We start from the raw sequence: 20,947 nt of genomic DNA on the forward strand, positions 1-20,947 counted from the left end.
AAAGCCCCTTCACGATCCCCTCGACCATCTTCTTGGCGTCGGCGAACAGCATCATGGTGTTGTCGCGGAAGAAGAGTTCGTTCTCGACGCCCGCATAGCCACTGCCCATGCCGCGCTTGATGAACAGGACGGTGCCTGCCTTTTCGACGTCGAGGATGGGCATGCCGTAGATGGCGGACGTCGGGTCGGTCTTGGCGGCGGGGTTGGTGACGTCGTTGGCACCGATGACGAAGGCGACGTCGCAGTTGGCGAACTCGGAGTTGATGTCTTCCAGCTCGAAAACCTCGTCATAGGGGACATTGGCCTCGGCCAGCAGGACGTTCATGTGGCCTGGCATGCGGCCGGCGACGGGGTGGATGGCGTATTTCACCTCGACGCCTTCCTCCTTCAGCTTGTCGGCCATCTCGCGCAGGGCGTGCTGGGCCTGGGCCACAGCCATGCCGTAGCCGGGGACGATGATGACCTTGGACGCGTTCTTCATGATGAAGGCGGCGTCGTCGGCGCTGCCCTGCTTGACGGGGCGGGTCTCGACGCGGGCCTCGCCGGCCGGGCCGGCGTCGCCGCCGAAACCGCCCAGGATGACCGAGATGAAGCTGCGGTTCATGCCCTTGCACATGATGTAGCTCAGGATCGCACCCGACGAGCCGACCAGGGCCCCGGTGATGATCAGGGCGATGTTCTCCAGCGTGAAGCCCAGGGCTGCCGCCGCCCAGCCGGAATAGGAGTTCAGCATCGACACCACCACCGGCATGTCCGCACCCCCGATGGGGATGATCAGGGTCGCGCCCAGAATGAGGGCAATCAGGAACACGCCCCAGAAGGCCCAGACCGCGGTGCCGCCCGTTCCGATCAGGATACCGATCAGGAAGACCAGAGCCAGGGCCAGGCCGATGTTGATCATGTGCCGCGCCGGCAGGATGATGGGCGCGCCGCTCATCCGCCCGTCCAGCTTGGCGAAGGCGATGACCGAGCCGGTGAAGGTGATGGCCCCGATGGCGACGCCGAGGCTCAGTTCGATGATCGACAGGGTCTTGATGCCCCCGGCTTCGGTCGCGATGCCAAAGCTTTCGGGCGCATAGACGGCGCCCACCGCGACCAGACAGGCGGCCAGACCCACCAGGCTGTGGAAGGCGGCGACCAGTTGCGGCATGTCGGTCATCTTGACCTTGGCGGCGATGAAGGCCCCTGCCCCGCCGCCCACGATGACGCCACCCGCGATCAGGGCCAGCGTCAGCGGATCCAGCGTATGCGTCCACCACAGGGTCAGCAGGGTCACGCCCACGGCCAGGGCCATGCCCACCATGCCGAAGGTATTGCCCTGACGGCTAGTCTCGGGACTGGACAGCCCGCGCAAGGACAGGATGAACAGGACCCCGGCGACCAGATAGGCCAGTGCGGCCAGCGATGCGTTCATGTGTCTTGTTCCCCCAGAATATCAGCCGCACGAGAGACGAGGCCGGGCATGTCGGTGCGGACGATCAGAACGATCTCGTCCATCCGTATCTTTGTGTAACCGTGCACGAGCACGTTTCTCAGCTGGATCGCCCGTCGCAGGTCCGGAATGCGCTCGGACATGGCGGGGTCGAGCTTGATCAGCTGAGCCGCTGCTTCACCGACGATCTGAACGGTTCGCAGCACGGTGTGCTCGCGGAAACGCTCGGCAAGGATTTGGTCTGCGGACAGGTTGCCCACGGCCTCGATAGCTTCGGAGCCATACGATACGATATCGTTCAACCGGTCACGCAGGGCCAGAGTGGTCATAGGCGCACCAGATCCCTGGCCATCCACTCCCATCGATCCGCAGGCATCATCTCGCGATCGACGAGGTCGATGCGGCGGCCCAGGGCGTCTTCGATATCCGCAACCAGACCCATCAAGGGCCACAGGTGCCCCTTGCCGGTCACGTCATAGACGACGTCGATGTCACTGGCCGGACCGGCCTCTCCGCGTGCGACCGATCCCACGACACCGACAAGCTCGACACCAATCTTGCGCGCGTCTGCCTGATGCGCGCGCAGGGCATCCAGCACCTGATCCAGAAGGGTCTGCGGCCGGTCCATCAGCGTCCTCCGGGCGGACACGCCGTCCGACCCAGCCGCCACAGCCCCGCCGCGATGAACAGCGGGCCCAGCAGCACCATCGCCCAGTCGAACACCCCCATCGGCTTGTCCTGCGCCACGATGCGCAGCAGGACCGACGAGAACAACAGCACCATGCCGCAGTCCAGGAACCGGACCTTGGCGATGGCGTCACGGGCTCCGAACCAGCTCCACAGCCACAGGGCCACCCCGATCGCCGAGGCGGCCCAGGACGCGCCGACCGCGAAGGGGACGATGTCCGTGGTCACGCGGATTTGGCCTCGACCTTAGGTTTCTCTTTCTTGCGGTACATGGCCAGCATGCGCCGCGTGACCATGAAGCCGCCGAAGATGTTGACGCTGGCCAGGGTTACCGCCGCGACGCCCGCCCCCTTGGCGATCCAGCCGTTGGGGCCCGCGTCACCGCTGAGCGCCGCCGCCGCGATCAGGCCGCCGACCACGATCACGCTGGAAATGGCATTGGTCACCGCCATCAAGGGCGTGTGCAGCGCCGGCGTCACCGACCAGACGACATAGTAGCCGACGAAGATTGCCAGCACGAAGATGGCCAGGCGGAAGATGGTGGGATCGACGTGTTCCAATTCTAGAAACTCCCTTCTGCTTCTCGCTGTGCTGTCGCCGCTCGGTCCTTAGCTTGCTGCTTTGCAGTCTCTTCCAGACGCTCATCGATACGAACCAGCATAAGTACGATGCTGCCAATAAGACCCAAACCAAGGCCAACTGCTGCTCCGGCGAAGAACAACAAGCCATCTCCGTTTTCGTAGGCAATCGCTAACCCGGCCAAAACAGCAATCACGCTCGCGAACAGACTCAGCATTCCCAAAGTGAAGGCTGTACTTCTCATGTCGTGACCCCGTTCGGTTCTAGGAAAAAGCCGGCTCGTGATTTTCTTCTCCCATTGGGAGAAGGTGGCCGCGAAGCGGACGGATGAGGGTCGGGTCTGTTTGTCGGCGCAAGCCGTCGCGCCGATCGTGCCACGGCTGAGGCCGAATGACGCCTTAAGCCCTCACCCTTTCGCCTTGCCGATCGCTGCGCTCCCGGAGGCTCAAGCCCTCTCCCGCCGGGAGAGGGGTGCGAAACAGATTTCATCCCTTCACCCCCTCATGCACCACGGCCCCGCCATGGGTGACCACCGCTGCCTTGAGGATTTCGTCCTCCAGATCCAGCGCCAGGGCACCGTCCTTGATCAGCAATCCGACGAAAGCCGACAGGTTGCGCGCGTAGAGCGCCGAGGCATCCGCCGCGATCCGGCCCGGCAGGTTGGCGTGGCCGACGATCTGGACGCCGTTCGCGGTGGTGACGACCTCGTTCAGCCGACCGCCCTCGACATTGCCGCCGTTCTCGATGGCCAGGTCGACGATGACCGAGCCGGGCTTCATCGTCGCCACCTGATCGGCGGTGACCAGCACGGGCGCGGCGCGGCCGGGGATCAGGGCCGTGGTGATGACGATGTCCTGCTTCTTGATGTGTTCGCCGGTCAGGACCGCCTGTTTGGCCTGATATTCCGGCGACATGGGCTTGGCATAGCCACCGGCCGTCTGGGCGTTTTTGAACTCCTCGTCCTCGACGGCGAGGAATTTGGCCCCGAGGCTCTCGACCTGTTCCTTGGTGGCGGGGCGCACGTCGGTGGCGGTGACGACAGCCCCCAGACGCCGGGCCGTGGCGATGGCCTGGAGCCCTGCGACGCCCACGCCCATCACGAAGACCTTGGCAGGCGCAACGGTGCCCGCCGCCGTCATCATCATGGGGAAACCCTTGCCGAAGGCAGCCGCCGCCTCGATCACGGCGCGATAGCCCGCCAGATTGGCCTGGGACGACAGCACGTCCATGACCTGGGCCCGGGTGATGCGTGGCACGAACTCCATGGCGAAGGCGGTGACGTTGGCGCCGGACAGGGCCTGGACCGTCTCCTTCTCGCGATAGGCATCCAGCATGGCCACGACGATGGCGCCGGGTTTCAGCGCGCTGGTTTCCTGGGCCGTCGGGCCGCGCACCTTCAGGACGATGTCGGCCCCCTCCAGCGTGCTGCGGGTGTCGGCGGCGACGGTCGCGCCCGCGGCGGCATAGTCGGCATCGGGGATGTGCGAGCCCGTGCCCGTCCCGGCCTCGACCATAACGGCCGCGCCCAGCTTGATCAGGGCCTTGACCGTGTCAGGGGTGACGGCACAACGCGTTTCGCCTTCGCGGCGCTCGCGGGTCACGGCGATGGTCAGGCCCACGCGAATCCCTCCGTCCAGTCTCGTTGAACCGACGTTAGGCCGTTCCGGCGCGGCGCGTCAAAGCGTTGTCGCATGGACAGAAACCACCCGCTCGACCATAGACGCCGCGTGAGCCAGACCCCCGCCCTCAGCACGCGTCGAAACGATCTGGACTGGATCCGGGTGGCGGCGTTCGGCCTGCTGATCCTTTATCATGTGGCGCTGGTCTATGCCCCCTACGACTGGCACGTGCACAGCGCCCATACCTTCGGCTGGCTGCATGAGGCGGTGCTGATCACCAACCCCTGGCGGTTGACGCTGCTGTTCCTCGTCTCGGGGGCGGCGCTGCGGCTGATGGCGGCGCGGCGGACACCCGGACGCACCCTCAGGGACCGGGCCGAGCGGCTGATCCCGCCGCTGATCTTCGGCACCCTGGTGCTGGTGCCTATCCAGTCGTGGATCGAGGCCATCGACAAAGGCGGTTTCGACGGCACCTTCATCGACTGGCTGGTGCATGAGTTCGGGCCGACGGGCCTGTCGAACGGCGTGCCGGTCAACCACCTGTGGTTCATCGTCTATATCGCGGTCTACAGCCTTGTGGCCGTCGCCCTGATGACGCGTCCGGTTCTGATGGCGCGGCTGGAAGACTGGCTGGCGCGGGCCACGGCGGGGTGGCGGGTGCTGGTCGTGCCGATCGCCTATCTGATCGTCATCCGCATCGTCCTGTTTCCGCTGTTCGGCATCACCAACCGGCTGAGCTGGGACGGCTACAACCATTTCCTGTCGCTGGGGGCCTTTCTGTTCGGCTTCCTGATGGTGCGGCACGAAGAGCTGTGGGCCGGGCTGGAGCGACACCGGCGTACCGCCGCCATCATCGCCCTGATCGCCCTGCCGATCATGATGGCGCAGGCGGCCCATCCCGGCGGCGCGACCTGGTTCGGCATTCCACGCGCCATCATCTTCGGCATCGACCAGTGGGCCGTGATCGCCGCCATCCTGGGCTATGGCAGCCGCTATCTGAGACAGGCCTCGGGACCGGCCCTGCGCTATCTCGTGGACGCCACCTTCACGCTTTACCTCGCGCATCAAACGGTCTTGGTCGTGGCCGTCTGGTTCATCCGGCCGGCCAACCTGCCCGCCCCGCTGGAGGCGGCCGCCCTGGTGGGGATCACCTTCGGCGTCAGCTTGTTGATCTATGAGATCGTCAAACGCATCCCCCTGATCCGGCCGCTGTGGGGGTTGAAGCCCCTACCCGACACGGTCGTTCGGCCGCGCTATGCCCGCCGTCGCCGCCTGCTGATCGTCGGCGTGGCCGCCCCGCTGCTGGCACTGGTCGCGGTGCTGATCGGGGTCGCGACCTATCCGGGCTTCGATCACGCGCGGCAATATCTCAGCGAACTGGGCGGGGCGTCGGCCCCCATGCCCCTGATCTTCAACGGCGGGGTCTTCATCGCGGGCCTGATGTGCATGGCGGCGGGCGTGGGGTTCGGCCTGGCCATTCACGGCCTGACGGAGCGATGGATCGTCGCCTCGCTGACAGCCGTGGTCTTCATCCTGGCCGGCATCGGTCTGGCGGTATCCAGCCTCTATCCCTGGCCGGATCCGCGGCACATGGCGATCAACCTCGGCCTTGGCATCCAGATCGCGCCCCTGCTGCTGCTGTGGGGCCTGTGGAGCCATGTCGATCTGCGGCGGCTGAAGGTGTTTCTGTTCGTGACCTTCGTGGCGATGGCCATCCTGACGGTCTTTACCCACCACATGATCCTGCCCGGCACGGTCAATCCAGCCAATGTCGGCTGGTGGGAGCGAGCCTATGCGATCATCCTGGTCGGATGGGTCGGGATCGCCGCCTTCGCCCTGGAAAGGCGGCTGAAGACGCACGCCGATCGCCACAGTCCGGACGATCTCGCGCCCTAAAGCGGTCCGGTTCCATAATTTTTGGGCATATCACCATTCCGTGATTGAAAATCGCGTGAAAGTGATCGACATTGCCGGTGTGCTGCAATGCAGCAATCCCGCCCGGTTTCCCGACCGGTTTCAGGATCAAAGGCCCGCACCGAATGACTTTGCTCGCGACACGGATCGACGCCGCCAATGCCTCGCTGGACACCGAGTCCATGCGGCCCGCCTGGACGTGGCTGCCCGAAGAAGCGCCGATGACCATGCCGCGCCAGTCGCTGGACAGCCGCGATGCCTTCGTCAAGCGTGCCGCCCCCGCCACCTCGCCCGTCTCGATCGGCCGTCGTCGCCTGATCCTGACCGCCCTGACCGTCATCGTGACCGCCCTGGCCGCCATTGCGCCCGTGGCCCTGTATGCCCGTCATGGCTTCGATGCGCTTGAGATCGCGGCCCTGGGCCTGTTCCTGGTGCTGATCACCGCCATCGCCTGCTGGTTCTCCAGCGCCGCCATCGGCTTCTGGGTGCTGCTGACCGGCCGCGAGCAGGAAGACCTGAAGTTCCGCCCCCATCCGCCGGAGCCGACGCAGCGCACGGCCCTGCTGATGCCGCTGTATAACGAAGACGCCCGCGCCGCCTTCGCGCGTCTGGCCGTCATCGACAACTCCCTGGCCCGTCTGGGCGTGTCCGAGGCCTTCGACATCTTCGTTCTGAGCGATTCGACCAAGGCCGAGGCCGCCGATCAGGAGCATCAGGCCTATCTGGGCTTCCGGGCCCACGCCCACAGCCGGGTCTTCTATCGCCGTCGCGAAAAGAACATCGAGCGCAAATGCGGCAACATCGCCGAATGGACGCACCGTTTCGGCGGGGCCTATCCCTTCATGCTGGTGCTCGACGCCGACAGCACCATGGCGGGCGAGACCATCCTGCGCATGGTCGACTGCATGGAGCGCAACCCCGGCATCGGCCTGCTGCAGACCACCCCGACCATCATCAAGGGCCAGACCCTGTTCGCGCGCGTGTCGCAGTTCAGCGTGCGCCTGTACGGCCGCGTTGCCGCCGCCGGCCTGGCCTGGTGGGCGGGCGCCGAGGCCAGCTACTGGGGCCACAACGCCATCCTGTGCACCGAAGCCTTTGCGTCCTGCGCCCACCTGCCCGTCCTGCCGGGCCGCGAGCCGTTCGGCGGCGCGATCCTGAGCCATGATACGGTCGAGGCTGCCCTGCTGCGTCGTGGGGGCTGGGCCGTGCACGTCACCGCCGCCCTGGACGGAAGCTGCGAGGAAACGCCCTCGACCATGCTGGACTTCATCCGCCGCGATCACCGCTGGTGCCAGGGCAATATGCAGCACCTGGGCCTGCTGAAGACCCGCAGCCTCAGCCTGATGAGCCGCACCCAGATGGTCATGGGCTTCATGGCCTATTTCTCGTCGCCCCTGTGGCTGGCGTCGCTGGTCGCCGGAATGATCATCCAGATGCAGTATCCGATCGACTGGGCGTCCTTCGGTTACATGCTGAACCCGCAGTTCACGCCCTTCATGCTGGCGACCCTGCTGTCCGGCGTCCTGCTGATCGGGCCCAAGGTCATGGGGGCCCTGCTGGTCCTCAGCCGCCCGCGCGAACGCCGCGCCTTCGGCGGGGCCCGCCAGATCGTCAAGGGCATGGCGCTGGAGATCCTGCTGTCCGCCCTGATCGCCCCGATCATGATGGTCGCCTCGACCAAGGCCATCATCCAGATCGCGCTCGGCCACGACGCCGGCTGGCAAACCCAGGATCGCGACACCGACGGCGTCAGCTGGTCCGCCGCCTTCAAGTCCATGCGCTGGCAAATGGCGACCGGCCTGATGTTCTGCGCCGGTCTGGTGGTGCGTCCCGACATGATCGTCTGGTTCGCCCCGGTCGTCCTGCCCCTGCTGTTCGCCGCCCCCCTGGTGGTCCTCACCTCGCGCCGTCGCCTGGGCGATGCCGCGGCCAAGGCTGGCTATCTGGCCATCCCGGACGAAGCGGGCGTCAGCGTCAGCACCATTCCCAGCGTCCCGCACCTGGTGCCGGTCCGCACGGCCGCCGTCGCTTAAGCGCATCCAAACCGCAGCATTGGCGCAACACGGGTCGATATTATGCTGCATCGCAGCATAAGTTGCGCGCTTGCGTCTGGCGCAGGCCCGGCCCGCTGATACGCTGATCCGGCTTTCAGAAGGCGGGACGCGGCCCGGCCTTCACGGTGCGCGGTGTCTCCGGACACGGATCACCGGCCGGGCCGCAGACCCCGTGCGACGGCCTGCGCCAGCCTCCCTTTCTGTCCCGATTGCCTATCGGTTCAGGGCCGCCCGACCGGCGGGCGCATAGCGATCCCCCGCCACCGCGTCCTTGGGAAACACCGCCTCGATCCGCGCCAGGTCTTCCGCCGTCAGCACGATATCCGCCGCCGCCGCATTGTCTTCCAGCGTCGAGATCCGGCGCGTGCCGGGGATCGGCACCAGATGCTCGCCTTGCGCCAGCACCCAGGCCAGGGCCAGTTGCGCCGCCGTGACGCCCTTGTCCGCCGCGATCGCGCCGACGGCGGTGACCAGGTTCAGGTTCTTCTGGAAGTTCTCGCCCATGAAGCGCGGGTTGGTGCGCCGGAAGTCGTCGGCGGCCAGATCGTCGATCGACTTGATCTCGCCGGACAGGAAGCCGCGCCCCAGCGGGCTGTAGGGCACGAAGCCGATGCTCAGCTCGTCCACCGTGGCCAGAATCTCGTCCTCCGGCTCGCGGCTCCACAGCGAATATTCGGTCTGCAGGGCAGTGATCGGGTGGGTCGCGTGGGCCTTGCGGATCGTCTCGGGTGCCGCCTCGGACAGCCCCAGGAAGCGGACCTTGCCCTCCGTCACCAGTTCGCCCATCGCACCGACCGTCTCCTCGATCGGCGTGTTCGGATCGACGCGGTGCAGATAGTACAGATCGACGTGATCCATGTTCAGCCGCTTCAGGCTGCCCTCGATCGCGCGGCGAACATTGGCGGGCGACCCATCGACCGTCAGCGCCGTGCGCTCCGCATTGTAGCCGATGCCGAACTTGGTCGCGACGAAGGCATTGTCACGGCGATCCGCCAGCGCCTTGCCGACCTGGATCTCATTGGTGTGCGGCCCGTACATTTCGGCCGTGTCGAATAGAGTGATGCCCAGGTCCAGCGCCCGGTGGATCACCGACGTCGACTGCGCCTCGTCCGACGCCTGGCCATAGAAGGCCGCCATCCCCATACACCCCAGTCCGATGGCCGAGACCTCGGGGCCGCTCCGGCCCAGTGTGCGGGTTCTCATGGGGTGCTCTCCTGATGTGATGGGACCGACGACAGCTTCGTCAGCGCCATCTCAGATGATTACCACCCCGGATCAGTGCAAGGGCGCGCACTGCCCCTTCAGCCAGGCCAGCGCCGCCTCGTCCCTCTGCACGCCCTCCGCCAGCAGCGGCCCGACCTTGGCCAGCACTTCGGCGTGATAGGCATCGACATAGGCGCGCTCCTCCACCGTCAGCAGCGCCATGTCGATCAGCCTGCGATCCAGCGGGGCGAGAGTCAGTTGCTCGAAGCCATGCATGGGCCGTTCGCCGCCTGGGATCGGCTCTGGTGCCGTCACGACCTGCAACGTCTCGATCCGGATGCCCCAGTGACCTTCGCGATAGTAACCCGGCTCGTTGGACAGGATCATGCCGGTCAGCAGGGGCTGGCTGTTGAACGCCGTCGCTATGCGCTGCGGGCCCTCGTGCACCCCCAGATAGGAGCCGACGCCGTGGCCGGTGCCGTGGTCGTAGTCGAAGCCGGCGTTCCAGAGCGGCTGGCGCGCGATGGCGTCCAGCTGGTGCCCCGTCGTCCCGGTGGGAAAGCGGATGACGGCCATGGCGATGTGCGCCTTCAGCACCAGGGTGTACATCCGTCGCTGGTCCGCCGTGCCCTCTCCAATCGCCATGGTGCGGGTCACGTCGGTGGTGCCGTCCAGATATTGCCCTCCGCCGTCGACCAGCAGCAGGCTGCCCTGCTCCATCTTCCGGATCTTGGCCCCCACCGGCTTGTAGTGCGGCAGGGCCCCGTTGCCGCCGACACCCGCGATGGTGTCGAAGGACAGGTCTTTCAGCATACCCGTCGCCTCGCGGAAGCCCTCCAGCGCCTCGACGACGCCGCGCTCGTCCGGCAGTTCGACCTGGGCCTTCGTATCGACCCAGTGCAGGAACCGCGTCAGGGCCGCGCCGTCGCGGATATGGGCCTGACGGCTGCCCTCGATCTCCACGGCATTCTTCTGGGCCCGCGGCAGGGCGCAGGGGTCCATGCCGCGCACGATGGTGGCTCCCGCCGCCTCCAGCCGATCGAAATACCAGGCCGAGGTCACCGCCGGATCGATCAGCACCTTCTGGCCGGACAGCGCATCCAGAGCGGCGGGCAAAGCGTCGTGTGACTCCAACGCCACCGCATCACCCAGCCAGCCGGGCAGTTCATTCGTGACCTTGGCCGGATCGAGGAAGACGCTGGCGGTGCCGTCGGCCTTCACCACCGCCTGTCCGAGCGGCAGAGGCGTGCGGATCACGTCGCCACCGCGAATGTTGAACAGCCAGGCCAGCGACGATGGCGACGTCAGCACCGCAACGTTCGCGCCCTTCGCCGCGATCGCCTGACCGATCCGCGCGCGCTTCGATGCGGCGCTTTCACCGGAATAGCGATCGTCATGCGGCACCACCGGGGCCTGCGGCTGTGCGGGGCGATCGGCACCCCAGGCCAGATCGATCGGATTTGCCTCGACGGGCTTCAGCGTCGCGCCGGCCTTCTCCACCGCCGCCCGCAGGGTCGAGAGCGCATCGGGGCTATGCAGGCGCGGGTCGTAGCCGATCACCGACCCCGCCGGAACGCCTTCCAGCCACGTCGTCAGCTTGTGCAACTCGACCCGTTCGAACAGTGCCTCGTCCGTCTGAGCCTTGACCTGCACCGTATAGCGGCCGTCGACGAAGACCGCGGCCCGGTCCATCAGCACGACACCGGCCCCGGCCGAACCGGTGAAGCCGCTGACCCAGGCCAGCCGCTCGTTGGCGTCGGGCAGATATTCGTTCTGATGCTCATCCTCATGTAGCACCAGCAGGCCGTCGAGCCCCTGCTTCTTCATCTCCGCCCGCAGCAGCGGCAGGTGTTTTGCCCCAAAGGACGGATCGGTCGTTTCGTCGAAGGTCTGGCGCATCTCGGTTCCTTAAGCCTCGGCCTTGCGCAGTTGCAGCGCGCTCCAGGCATCGTGATGGATGGTCTGTTCGACGACGAAGCCCAGCGGGCGATAGGCGTCCAGCACCCGCTCCTCCTGCGTCCGTAACAGGCCCGACAGGATGGCCACCCCGCCCGGCTTCAGCGCCGCGGCGATGTCGGGGGCCAGTTCCACCAACGGCGCGGCCAGGATGTTGGCGAAGACCAGATCGTACGGCAGGTGCTGGGCGATCCGCTCATCATTCAGGCCGCTGGCGAAGTAGAAGTCGCATTGGGCGTCATTGATCGCGGCATTCTCGTTGGCGATCCGGGCCGAGGGCTCGTCGATGTCGGTGCCGACCGCAATGGGCGACCCCGTCCGCGCCGCCGCAATGGCCAGCACGCCGGTGCCGCAACCGACATCCAGCACCCTGTCGAACCGTTCGGTCTCCAGCAGCCGGTCGAACGCCTCCAGGCAACCCACCGTCGTGCCGTGGTGGCCCGTGCCGAACGCCGCGCCCGCATCGATCTTCAGGTTCACGCGCCCCTCCGGCACCTTGCCCTGATCGTGCGCGCCATAGACGAAGAACCGTCCGGCCTCGACCGGCGGCAGGCCCGACAGCGACATGGCCAGCCAGTCGGCGTCGGCCAGGACCTCGACCTCGACGGTCAGACCGTCGTGCGCACGCAGACGCGCCTCCATGCCGTCCGCCTCTTCGCGGGTCGTCGGATAGCCGTCGATCCGCCAGACGTCACGGTCCTCGTCCTCCTCCAGAATGGAATAGGTCGCGCCTTCCAGAGCGATGTCGGCATCCAGCGCTTCGGCGGCCGTTTCGGCCACCAGGCGAGGCCCGCGGGCGATAATCTGAACTGGGCTGTATGACATTCAAAAACACCGCTATCATGACGACTCGGGACACGCGCTGGCGTGCTCTCTCGCGCCAGCATCAATCAATCGCACCGAGGGGTCGGGGAATTCATGGCTAAATCACCGTCTACGCCGAGCACGGCAAAACCGAAACCGGCGACGACCGCCGCTTCCAAGCCTAAAGCGGCCGCAAAGTCGAGTGCCGTAAAGGCCGCCGCGCCGAAACCCGCGACCAAGACGGCCACCGCCAAGCCTGCCGCCAAGGCCCCTGTCGCTGCAAAAGCCGCAGCCAAGCTCGCGGCCAAGGCGACCGCTCCCAAGGTCGCCGCGGCCAAGCCTGCCACCAAGGCCCCGGCTGCGAAAGCCGCTCCCGCCAGGACGACGGCGGCCAAGCCGGCTGCGGTCAAGGCGCCGGCCGCCAAGCCCGCCACCAAGACCGTCGCGCCCGCCAAGGCCGCCGCGCCCAAACCCGCTGCGAAACCGGCCACCAAGGCCCCGGCTGCAAAGTCCGCCGCCAAGGCCGCGCCCAAGCCGGCATCGACGGCCAAGCCTGCCGCCGCCGCCAAGCCCGCCGCAGCGCCGAAGCCCGCTCCTGCCGTGGCTCCCAAGGCGACGACCGCGCCTGCCGCTGCTCCGGTAGCCGCCGCCACGCCAGCTCCAGCACCGACGCCGGCACCGGCACCCAAGCCCGCTGCAGCCGCCGCACCCTCGCTGGCCCCGACCGCGACAAAGACCGAGGAAAAAGGCTTCTTCGCCAAGCTGGGTGACATGATCTTCGGCAAGAAATAGCCCACGGTCCGAATTGAAGAAGCGCCGGTGGATCGCTCCACCGGCGCTTTTTCATGCCTATCTTCAGAGAGAGCCAATCAGTCGGCGGGCAGGTCCTCGGCCAGGATCGCCATCTCGAACATGAAGCTGCCGGCCTCGTCCTCGTCCTCGAAGACGACGCCGATGAACTCGTCGCCGACATAGACCTCGCAGGAGTCATTGGGCTTGCCGCGCGGCTTCAGGATGATGCCGCCCGTGTTGAAGGTGCGCTTCAGGTGCGTCTCGACGCGCTTCATGTCGGCGGTGTTCATGGTGGACCTCGTCTCAAATCGTTGGCGCGGAACCTAGAGGGCCGAGGCCGGAAGGGGAAGCCTTGATCACACAGCCTGTGCCCCCGCCACGTCGATGGCCGCGAGCAGGCCTGAGCCGTCCCATCTTCTCCCCACTCCCGGAACCGGCTATCAGCCGCTCATGACCCTGCCCCATGCGCCTTCCGGCCTCGGCGAAATCGCCGGGGACTATGACATCCTGCTCTGCGACGTCTGGGGCGTGATCCATAACGGGCGCGAAAGCTGGCACGAGGCCTGCGAGGCTCTGATCCGGTTCAATCGTGATCACGGGGCGGTGGTGCTGATCTCCAACTCGCCCCGCCCCGCACACGATGTCGTGGCCCAGCTCGATGGTCTGGGCGTGCCGCGCGAGGCGTGGAAAGCCTTCGTCACCTCCGGCGATGCGACCCGGGCGGAGCTGTCGAAAAGAGCACCTGGCCCGGTCTGGATCATCGGTCCCGATCGCGACTGGCCCCTGTACGACGGCCTGGGTCTGACCACCGCCGAGGGGGCCGCCGACGCCGCCTTCATCTCCGTCACCGGGCCCGTCGATGACAACGTCGAGACGCCCGAGGACTATCGCGAGCGGCTGGCCGAAGGCGTCGCGCGCGATCTGGAGCTGATCTGCGCCAATCCGGACCGCGTGGTCCAGCGTGGCGACAAGCTGATCTATTGCGGCGGGGCGTTGGCCGATCTGTACGAGGCACTGGGCGGTCGCGTGACCATGGCCGGCAAGCCGTTTGCGCCCATCTATGGCCTGGCGCTGAAGGAGGCTGAAGCCCTGCTCGGTCGCGCGGTCGACCGCTCGCGCGTGCTGTGCATCGGCGACGGCGTGGTAACCGACGTTCTGGGGGCCGACCGTCAGGCGCTGGATTGCCTCTTCATCGCTCAAGGCATCCACGGCGATGCCGCGCGTGGCCACGACGGCCGGATCGATCCGTCCCGCGCCGCCGATTTGCTGAAGGCCGAGACCACCCATGCGCGCTATGCCATGCTCGATCTGACGTGGTGACATGCGACAATTCACGCTAAGGCCCGTCCATGGTTGATCTGGTCACGACACACGCCTCTGGCGGTTACATCCTGGACGAGTTGCACGTCGGCATGGCCGCCGAGAAGGTCATCCCCGTCACCGAGCAGCGCATCCAGCTGTTCGCCGAGGCGTCGGACGACTTCAACCCGGTGCATCTGGACGAGGCCTTTGCCTCCAAGACCGCCTATCGCGGGCGCATCGCCCACGGTCTGCTGTCGGCGTCGTTCGGGTCGGCCGTGGTCGGGACCATCCTGCCGGGGGCCGGATCCATCTATGTGTCCCAGACGCTTCAGTTCCACTATCCGGTGCGGATCGGCGACACGGTCCTGATCCGCATCACGGTTCTGTCGGTCGATCCGGAGACGGCGCGGGTCGAGCTGAATTGCGAGGGCTTTGTCGAGGACAGGCTGATCATGGACGGCATCGCCGTGGTCCGCGTCCCCCGCCGTCGGCGACCCGGCAAGGGCTGATCTTGGTCCAGGTCGTCACAGACTGGCGCGACCTGCCCGAGGATCTGCGCGGAGCCGCCGTCGCCATCGGAGCCTTCGACGGCGTTCATCGCGGACATCAGGCCGTCATCGCCGCCGCGCGTCAGGCTGCGGACAGTTTGGCTGCCCCCCTCGCCGTCGTCAGCTTCGCCCCCCATCCCCGCCGCTGGTTTCAGCCCGAGGCTGCTCCCTTCCGCCTGATGAACACCGACCAGATGGTTCGGGCTCTCGCTCCTCTGGGTGTCGAGCGTCTGTATCTGCTGCCGTTCGACGCCGACATGGCCGCTATGACGGACGCGCAATTCGCCACCGAAATTCTTTCGCTGGGATTAGGCATCCGCCACGCCGCCGTCGGCTTCGACTTCACCTATGGCAAGGGCCGCAGGGGTTCGCCCGAGGGTCTGCGCCGCCATGGCGAACAGCTGGGCTTCACCGTCAGCGTCATCGATCGCCTCGACGATCCGGACGGGCTGAAGCTGTCGTCGTCTGCCGTGCGCGAGGCGCTGAAGGCCGGCGACATGGCCCGCGCCGCCGCCATCCTGGGCCGCCCCTTCGCCATCCAGGGCGAGGTCGTGCACGGCGAAAAGCGCGGTCGCACCATCGGCGTGCCGACCGCCAATGTGCGCCTCGGCGACTATATGCGCCCGGCCTACGGCGTCTATGCCACGCGCACGCACCTGGCGGATGGCCGCGTTATCGACGGTGTCGCCAACCTGGGCATCCGCCCCATGTTCGAGATCGAGGAGCCGCTGCTGGAGGTCTGGCTGCTGGACTTTGCAGGCGACCTTTATGGCCAGATCATCGAGACCGAACTGGTCGCCCTGCTGCGCGGCGAGATGAATTTCGACAGCCTTGATGGCCTCAAGGCCCAGATCGACGCTGACGCTGCGGCCGCGCGGGCGGTACTGTCCGCCTAGCCTCGTGCGTACCGCCCTGCTAGACCGATCCCATCATGACCGTCCGCCTGTTTCGCCCGATTTCGATTAGCCGCCCGGCGTAGCATCGCAGGGCCCTCGCCCCATGCTCGCCGGGATCGAAACATCACCGCGAACGATCACCCAAAGATACGCCTGGACGACTGACATGGCCGACGCCACACCCGACACCCCTACCGACGCCGCGACGGGCCGCGACTATCGCGAGACCGTCTTTCTGCCCGAGACGCCCTTCCCCATGCGCGGAGGTTTGCCGCAGAAAGAACCGCTGATCCTGGAGCAGTGGGGCGATCTGTATGCGACCCTGCGCAGGACGCGCCAGGCCCAGGGGGCGCCCCTGTACGTCCTTCACGACGGCCCGCCCTATGCCAATGGCGACATCCACATCGGCCACGCCCTGAACAAGACGCTGAAGGACTTCGTGGTCCGCAGCCAGTTCCTGCTGGGCAAGGACGTCGATTTTGTCCCCGGCTGGGACTGCCACGGCCTGCCGATCGAATGGAAAATTGAGGAACAGTATCGCGCCAAGGGCCGTCGCAAGGACGAGGTGTCCAAGGCCGAGTTCCGCGCCGCCTGCCGCGACTACGCCGCCGGCTGGATCGACGTGCAGCGCGACCAGTTCAAGCGCCTGGGCATACTGGGCGACTGGGACAACCGGTATGCGACCATGGATTTCACGACCGAGGCCGCCATCGTCGCCGAGTTCCACAAGTTCAAGAACTCCGGCCAGCTGTATCGCGGCTCCAAGCCCGTCATGTGGTCGCCGGTCGAGCGCACGGCCCTGGCCGAGGCCGAGATCGAATACCACGACCACGTCAGCCCCACGATCTGGGTGAAGTTCCCGGTCGTCGGCACGTCGGACAGCCATCCGGACGACCTGCTGGCCTTCCGCACCCAGACGCCGTCGGTCGTGATCTGGACCACCACGCCCTGGACCATCCCGGCCAACCGGGCGATCAGCTACGGCCCCGACATCGCCTATGGCCTGTACGAGGTCACGGCCCTGGAGACCGGGCTGGAGTTCGAGCCCTGGGCCACGCCGGGCGACCGCTTCATCATCGCCGACAAACTGGCCGAGGACGTCTTCAGGGCGGCGAAGATCGCGACCTGGACCCGCGTCTATGACATCGATCCGTCGGGTCTGGAGTGCGCCCATCCATTGGCGGCGCTGGACAGCGGCTACGGCTTCTCCGTACCTCTTCTGTCAGGCGACCACGTCACCGACGACGCTGGCACCGGCTTTGTTCACACTGCGCCCGGCCACGGGGCGGACGACTACGACGTCTGGAAGGCGCACGGCCACAAGGAGGTGCCGGATACGGTCGATCCGGACGGGGCCTACTATCCACACGTCCCCTTGTTCGCGGGCCTGAAGGTGCTGGAGACCGAGGGCAAGAAGACCGGCAAGTTCGGCTCGGCCAACCCCGCCGTGATGGAGAAGCTGATCGAGGCGGGCACGCTTCTGGCGCGCGGGCGGCTAGAGCATTCCTATCCGCACAGCTGGCGCTCCAAGGCGCCGATCATCTTCCGCAACACGCCGCAATGGTTCATCCGTATGGATCAACCCCTGAAGTCCGGCGACACTCTGCGCGAGACAGCCCTGAACGCCATCGACACCACAGCCTTCCATCCGGCGACGGGCAAGAACCGCATCCGCACCATGGTCGAGGGTCGCCCCGACTGGCTGATCAGCCGCCAGCGCGCCTGGGGCACGCCCCTGGCCATGTATGTCGACAAGCATACGGGTCATCCGCTGCACGATTCAGAGGTCGATGCCCGCATCCTGAAGGCCATCGCCGAGGGCGGGGCCGACGCCTGGTTCGACCGGCCCGACGCCGACTTCCTGGGGGCGCACGACCCGTCGCGCTACGAGAAGATCACAGACATCCTGGATGTCTGGTTCGACAGCGGCTGCACCCACGCCTTCACGTTGGAGGCCCGCGACCCGGCCCATGGCTATACCGGCGACCGCCCCTCGCACTGGCCGGCGAACCTGTATCTGGAAGGCTCGGATCAGCACCGCGGCTGGTTCCAGTCCAACCTTCTCGAAGGCTCCGGCACCCGTGGCCGCGCCCCCTATGAGGCCGTCCTGACCCACGGCTTCACCCAGGACGAGAACGGGGAGAAGATGTCCAAGTCCAGGGGCAACACCACGGATCCGGCCGTCGTCATCAAGGAGAGCGGTGCCGACATCCTGCGCCTTTGGGTCGCCCTGGTCGACTATGCCGAAGACCAGCGGATCGGAAAGCAGATCCTGCAAACCACGGTCGACGCCTATCGCAAGCTGAGGAACACCGTCCGCTATCTGCTGGGCGCGCTGGACGGCTTCGACGAGGCCGAGCGCCTGACCGATTACTCCCAGATGCCGCCGCTGGAGAAGTTCATCCTGCATCGCCTGCACGAACTGGATGGCCAGGTGCGTCAGGCCTATGCCGAATACCGGTTCCAGGACGTGGTTCGCCCGGTGCTGGAGTTCTGCTCCGGCGACCTGTCGGCCCTGTATTTCGACATCCGCAAGGACAGCCTCTACTGTGACCGTCCCGATGCGGTCCGCAGGCGGGCGGCCCGCACGGTGATGGACGAAGTCTTCATGCGCCTGACGGCCTGGCTCGCCCCGCTGACACCCTTCACGATGGAAGAGGCCTGGGGGACAAGGTTCCCGGACAGCGGCTCGAACTGCGCGCGGGTGATCCCGGAGACGCCGGGGGCGTGGGAAAACGTCGAAGAAGCATCACGCTGGGGCTACGTTCAAACTGTCTTGGAAGTCGTCAACGATGCCTTGGAGGAGGCCCGGCGGCAGAAGATTATCGGTGGCGCGCTTGATGCGTGGCCGTCCGTCACAAGCCCGAACGACGTGATCAATGCCTTCCGAGACCTCGATCCCGCTGAAGTCTTCCGCACCTCTGGAGCCACCTTGGTTCCGGGCGATGCCATCGAAGTTACTGTCGCACTGGCCGAGTATCCCAAATGCGCCCGCTCCTGGCGGCGCGTCCCTGACGTCGGTTCCGACCCCGGCTACCCCGATCTCAGCGCCCGTGATGCGGATGCCGTCAGGGCCTGGAACGCGGCGCGAGCCTGACATCCATGATCGGCATGCAGACATCGGAACCGGCTCTGACGGCGCTCGCCGCCTGGGCCCTGGTTCCGATGGTTCTGCATTTCGGCCTGATCGTCGGCCTCTACGTTGTCCTGACCTGGACACGGCTGATCGTCGTCAAACGGGGACAGGCCACCAAGGCCGACTTCGCGCGTGCCGACGGCGACCCGCGTCTGTCCGCCCGCATCCAGCGCAATCTGGCCAATCAGTTCGAGGCCCCGGTGTTCGCCTGGATCGGCCTCGGTCTGCTGATCCTGACCGGACAGATCAATATGCTCGACGTCGCCGCCGCCTGGCTGTTTCTGATCGCGCGAGTGATCCACAGCGCGGTTCAGTGCACCGGCGACAATGTCGCCCTGCGCGGTCAGGTCTTCACCCTCAACTTCATGGCCATCCTCTGGCTGATGGCGCACGCGGCTTGGGTCGTTGTGCTCAGCCTTTAGGCCTCAGCTCCAACTGTACCCAGTCTTCGTCTGGGTGAAGAAATCCGCCGCCGCAAAGCCCTGCTCGCGCGGGCCATAGCTGGACTTCTTCGTCCCGCCGAACGGCACATGATAGTCCACACCCGCCGTCGGCAGATTGACCATGACCATCCCCGCCTTGGCCCGTCGCTGGAAATCCCGTGCATGCTTCAGCGAGGTCGTGACGATGCCCGCCGACAGGCCGAACTCGACGCCGTTGGCGATCTCCAGCGCCTGTTCGTAGTCGCTGACCCGGATTACCGAGGCCACTGGGCCGAACACCTCTTCGGTATTGATCCGCATATCCGCTGTCGTCTCGACGATCAGGGTCGGATCGACGTACCAGCCCGGCGTCTCCAGGGTCAGACGCCGCCCACCCTGGGCCACGCGACCGCCTTCACCGGTCGCAATGTCGATATAGCGATAGGACGTCTCCATCTGCGCCTCGCTGACCGCCGGGCCGATGTTGGTCGCGGGATCGAGCGCATGGCCGACCTTCAGCGCCGCCACCTTCTCCGACAGCGCCGCCACGAAGCGGTCGTGAATGCCGTCCTGCACGATCAGGCGGCTGGACGCCGTGCACCGCTGACCCGTCGCATAGAAGCAGCCGTCCAGTGCCACGGCCACGGCCCGGTCCAGATCAGCGTCGTCCAGCACGATCAGCGGATTCTTGCCGCCCATCTCCAGCTGGACGCGCGCCTGCCGCTTGGCCGCCCCCACGGCGACCCCGGCTCCCACGCCCTGCGAGCCCGTGAAGCTGATCCCGTCCACTTCCGGGTGATCGACGATCGCCTGCCCCACGCCGCCGCGCCCGATGACAAGGTTCAGCACGCCATCGGGCAGACCCGCCTCGTGCAGGATGGCGACCAGAGCCTCGGCCGTCGCTGGCGTCGGACCCGCCGCCTTCATCACCACCGTATTGCCGAACGCCAGGGCGGGTGCCGCCTTCCACGCAGGAATGGCGATGGGGAAGTTCCACGGCGTGATCAGGCCGAACACCCCGACCGGCTGCCGCCAGGTCTGGACCTCTACCCCCGGCCGCACCGAGGCGAGGTTCTGGCCGTGCAGACGCAGGGCCTCGCCCGCGAAATACTTCAGGATCCGCGCCGCCCGTGCCGTCTCACCGATTCCTTCGGCCAGGGTCTTGCCCTCCTCACGCGAGAGCAGCCGCCCTACGCTCTCGCGGCGCTCCATCAGCAGCGTACCCGCGCGGTCCAGCACATCGGAGCGGACCTCGGGTGACGCCTCGGCCCAGGCCGGAAAGGCCCGGCGCGCGGCATCCACCGCCGCACCCACCTCGGCGACGCCGCCGTCGGGCGTCCGCGCCACGACCTCGCGCGTATCGGACGGGTTCAGCCCCTCTGCGGGCCTTTGCGCCTCGACCTTTCGGCCATCGATCCAGTGGGAGAGCGGCAGAATGTCTGTCATGGCGATGATCTAGCCGAGATCGGAGGGTCGAGAAATGCCCTTGAGACCATGTCCAGAACAGCAAAAAGCCCCGCTGGCGAGCCATGCGGGGCTTTGAGATTGGTTGGGTGCGGGAGCAGGATTTGAACCTGCGACCTTCAGGTTATGAGCCTGACGA

General features: G+C 66.5%; 20 protein-coding genes. 8 read left to right on the plus strand and 12 right to left on the minus strand.

The features are described from left to right. The 7 genes from JHC81_RS08895 to JHC81_RS08925 form a co-directional block, all read right to left on the minus strand. A partial coding sequence (locus JHC81_RS08895; protein ID WP_292173508.1) for an NAD(P)(+) transhydrogenase (Re/Si-specific) subunit beta occupies window positions 1–1,414 on the minus strand: 1,414 nt, incomplete at its 3' end. Continuing rightward, a complete protein-coding gene (locus tag JHC81_RS08900; protein ID WP_292173510.1) occupies window positions 1,411–1,761 on the minus strand; it encodes a HepT-like ribonuclease domain-containing protein in 351 nt (116 codons plus the stop codon). The genes JHC81_RS08895 and JHC81_RS08900, both read right to left, overlap by 4 nt. Continuing rightward, on the minus strand, window positions 1,758–2,060 hold the full coding sequence (locus tag JHC81_RS08905) for a nucleotidyltransferase domain-containing protein (protein WP_292173514.1): 303 nt from the start codon (window positions 2,058–2,060) through the stop codon (window positions 1,758–1,760). Before JHC81_RS08905 ends, JHC81_RS08900 begins: the two co-directional genes overlap by 4 nt. After that, the gene (locus JHC81_RS08910; protein WP_292173516.1) at window positions 2,060–2,347 is read right to left on the minus strand and encodes a hypothetical protein; all 288 of its coding nucleotides are present in this window, start codon (window positions 2,345–2,347) and stop codon (window positions 2,060–2,062) included. The genes JHC81_RS08905 and JHC81_RS08910 overlap by 1 nt, the downstream gene beginning before the upstream one ends. Continuing rightward, complete coding sequence (locus JHC81_RS08915; protein WP_292173518.1) at window positions 2,344–2,679, minus strand: NAD(P) transhydrogenase subunit alpha; 336 nt, start codon at window positions 2,677–2,679, stop codon at window positions 2,344–2,346. Before JHC81_RS08915 ends, JHC81_RS08910 begins: the two co-directional genes overlap by 4 nt. A gap of 2 nt (window positions 2,680–2,681) precedes the next feature. After that, window positions 2,682–2,942 carry a hypothetical protein gene (locus tag JHC81_RS08920; protein ID WP_292173520.1) on the minus strand — a complete coding sequence of 87 codons (261 nt, stop codon included), beginning with the start codon at window positions 2,940–2,942 and terminating at the stop codon, window positions 2,682–2,684. Between the two features lie 241 nt (window positions 2,943–3,183). Beyond that, on the minus strand, window positions 3,184–4,317 hold the full coding sequence (locus JHC81_RS08925) for a Re/Si-specific NAD(P)(+) transhydrogenase subunit alpha (protein ID WP_292173523.1): 1,134 nt from the start codon (window positions 4,315–4,317) through the stop codon (window positions 3,184–3,186). Window positions 4,318–4,425: 108 nt separating this feature from the next. Here JHC81_RS08925 and JHC81_RS08930 point away from each other — a divergent pair, with 108 nt between their 5' ends. Both JHC81_RS08930 and mdoH read left to right on the plus strand, forming a co-directional pair. Then, window positions 4,426–6,213 (plus strand): acyltransferase family protein, encoded by a 1,788-nt coding sequence (locus JHC81_RS08930; RefSeq protein ID WP_292173526.1) that lies wholly within the window; start codon window positions 4,426–4,428, stop codon window positions 6,211–6,213. 143 nt (window positions 6,214–6,356) lie between these two features. Next, window positions 6,357–8,264, plus strand: a complete 1,908-nt coding sequence (gene mdoH / locus JHC81_RS08935; protein ID WP_292173528.1) for a glucans biosynthesis glucosyltransferase MdoH — start codon at window positions 6,357–6,359, stop codon at window positions 8,262–8,264. 234 nt (window positions 8,265–8,498) lie between these two features. Here mdoH and JHC81_RS08940 read toward each other — a convergent pair whose 3' ends face one another. The 3 genes from JHC81_RS08940 to JHC81_RS08950 form a co-directional block, all read right to left on the minus strand. Beyond that, complete coding sequence (locus tag JHC81_RS08940) at window positions 8,499–9,488, minus strand: aldo/keto reductase (RefSeq protein ID WP_292173530.1); 990 nt, start codon at window positions 9,486–9,488, stop codon at window positions 8,499–8,501. Window positions 9,489–9,560: 72 nt separating this feature from the next. After that, the gene (locus JHC81_RS08945) at window positions 9,561–11,387 is read right to left on the minus strand and encodes an aminopeptidase P family protein (protein WP_292173531.1); all 1,827 of its coding nucleotides are present in this window, start codon (window positions 11,385–11,387) and stop codon (window positions 9,561–9,563) included. A gap of 9 nt (window positions 11,388–11,396) precedes the next feature. Further along, complete coding sequence (locus JHC81_RS08950) at window positions 11,397–12,269, minus strand: 50S ribosomal protein L11 methyltransferase (RefSeq protein ID WP_292173533.1); 873 nt, start codon at window positions 12,267–12,269, stop codon at window positions 11,397–11,399. A 93-nt stretch (window positions 12,270–12,362) separates the two neighbouring features. On the opposite strand from JHC81_RS08950, the gene JHC81_RS08955 reads away from it, so the two are divergent. Next, window positions 12,363–13,040 (plus strand): hypothetical protein, encoded by a 678-nt coding sequence (locus JHC81_RS08955; RefSeq protein WP_292173535.1) that lies wholly within the window; start codon window positions 12,363–12,365, stop codon window positions 13,038–13,040. Window positions 13,041–13,117: 77 nt separating this feature from the next. On the opposite strand, the gene JHC81_RS08960 is transcribed toward JHC81_RS08955, so the two are convergent. After that, window positions 13,118–13,330, minus strand: a complete 213-nt coding sequence (locus JHC81_RS08960) for a DUF3126 family protein (RefSeq protein WP_292173537.1) — start codon at window positions 13,328–13,330, stop codon at window positions 13,118–13,120. 160 nt (window positions 13,331–13,490) lie between these two features. Between JHC81_RS08960 and JHC81_RS08965 the strand changes: the two genes are divergently transcribed. From JHC81_RS08965 to JHC81_RS08985, 5 genes are all read left to right on the plus strand, one after another. Beyond that, a complete protein-coding gene (locus JHC81_RS08965) occupies window positions 13,491–14,360 on the plus strand; it encodes a TIGR01459 family HAD-type hydrolase (protein ID WP_292173538.1) in 870 nt (289 codons plus the stop codon). Window positions 14,361–14,389: 29 nt separating this feature from the next. Then, entirely contained in the window at window positions 14,390–14,851 is a 462-nt protein-coding gene (locus JHC81_RS08970) for a MaoC family dehydratase (protein ID WP_292173540.1), read from the plus strand. After that, window positions 14,851–15,786 (plus strand): bifunctional riboflavin kinase/FAD synthetase, encoded by a 936-nt coding sequence (locus tag JHC81_RS08975; protein ID WP_292173549.1) that lies wholly within the window; start codon window positions 14,851–14,853, stop codon window positions 15,784–15,786. Before JHC81_RS08970 ends, JHC81_RS08975 begins: the two co-directional genes overlap by 1 nt. A gap of 166 nt (window positions 15,787–15,952) precedes the next feature. After that, on the plus strand, window positions 15,953–18,883 hold the full coding sequence (ileS, locus tag JHC81_RS08980) for an isoleucine--tRNA ligase (RefSeq protein ID WP_292173543.1): 2,931 nt from the start codon (window positions 15,953–15,955) through the stop codon (window positions 18,881–18,883). A 14-nt stretch (window positions 18,884–18,897) separates the two neighbouring features. Beyond that, on the plus strand, window positions 18,898–19,344 hold the full coding sequence (locus JHC81_RS08985; protein ID WP_292173545.1) for an MAPEG family protein: 447 nt from the start codon (window positions 18,898–18,900) through the stop codon (window positions 19,342–19,344). A gap of 3 nt (window positions 19,345–19,347) precedes the next feature. On the opposite strand, the gene JHC81_RS08990 is transcribed toward JHC81_RS08985, so the two are convergent. Continuing rightward, entirely contained in the window at window positions 19,348–20,790 is a 1,443-nt protein-coding gene (locus JHC81_RS08990) for an aldehyde dehydrogenase family protein (RefSeq protein WP_292173547.1), read from the minus strand. Window positions 20,791–20,947 lie beyond the last annotated feature (157 nt).

This window comes from Brevundimonas sp. (assembly GCF_016463295.1).
In the GTDB taxonomy this organism is placed as follows: domain Bacteria; phylum Pseudomonadota; class Alphaproteobacteria; order Caulobacterales; family Caulobacteraceae; genus Brevundimonas.

Coding starts and splice junctions, on each gene's coding strand:
- JHC81_RS08900 (WP_292173510.1), bottom strand. CDS start 1,761: ATGACCACTCTGGCCCTGCGTGACCGGTTGAACGATATCGTATCGTAT.
- JHC81_RS08905 (WP_292173514.1), bottom strand. CDS start 2,060: ATGGACCGGCCGCAGACCCTTCTGGATCAGGTGCTGGATGCCCTGCGC.
- JHC81_RS08920 (WP_292173520.1), bottom strand. CDS start 2,942: ATGAGAAGTACAGCCTTCACTTTGGGAATGCTGAGTCTGTTCGCGAGC.
- mdoH (WP_292173528.1), top strand. CDS start 6,357: ATGACTTTGCTCGCGACACGGATCGACGCCGCCAATGCCTCGCTGGAC.
- JHC81_RS08940 (WP_292173530.1), bottom strand. CDS start 9,488: ATGAGAACCCGCACACTGGGCCGGAGCGGCCCCGAGGTCTCGGCCATC.
- JHC81_RS08945 (WP_292173531.1), bottom strand. CDS start 11,387: ATGCGCCAGACCTTCGACGAAACGACCGATCCGTCCTTTGGGGCAAAA.
- JHC81_RS08950 (WP_292173533.1), bottom strand. CDS start 12,269: ATGTCATACAGCCCAGTTCAGATTATCGCCCGCGGGCCTCGCCTGGTG.
- JHC81_RS08955 (WP_292173535.1), top strand. CDS start 12,363: ATGGCTAAATCACCGTCTACGCCGAGCACGGCAAAACCGAAACCGGCG.
- JHC81_RS08960 (WP_292173537.1), bottom strand. CDS start 13,330: ATGAACACCGCCGACATGAAGCGCGTCGAGACGCACCTGAAGCGCACC.
- JHC81_RS08965 (WP_292173538.1), top strand. CDS start 13,491: ATGACCCTGCCCCATGCGCCTTCCGGCCTCGGCGAAATCGCCGGGGAC.
- JHC81_RS08970 (WP_292173540.1), top strand. CDS start 14,390: ATGGTTGATCTGGTCACGACACACGCCTCTGGCGGTTACATCCTGGAC.
- ileS (WP_292173543.1), top strand. CDS start 15,953: ATGGCCGACGCCACACCCGACACCCCTACCGACGCCGCGACGGGCCGC.
- JHC81_RS08985 (WP_292173545.1), top strand. CDS start 18,898: ATGCAGACATCGGAACCGGCTCTGACGGCGCTCGCCGCCTGGGCCCTG.
- JHC81_RS08990 (WP_292173547.1), bottom strand. CDS start 20,790: ATGACAGACATTCTGCCGCTCTCCCACTGGATCGATGGCCGAAAGGTC.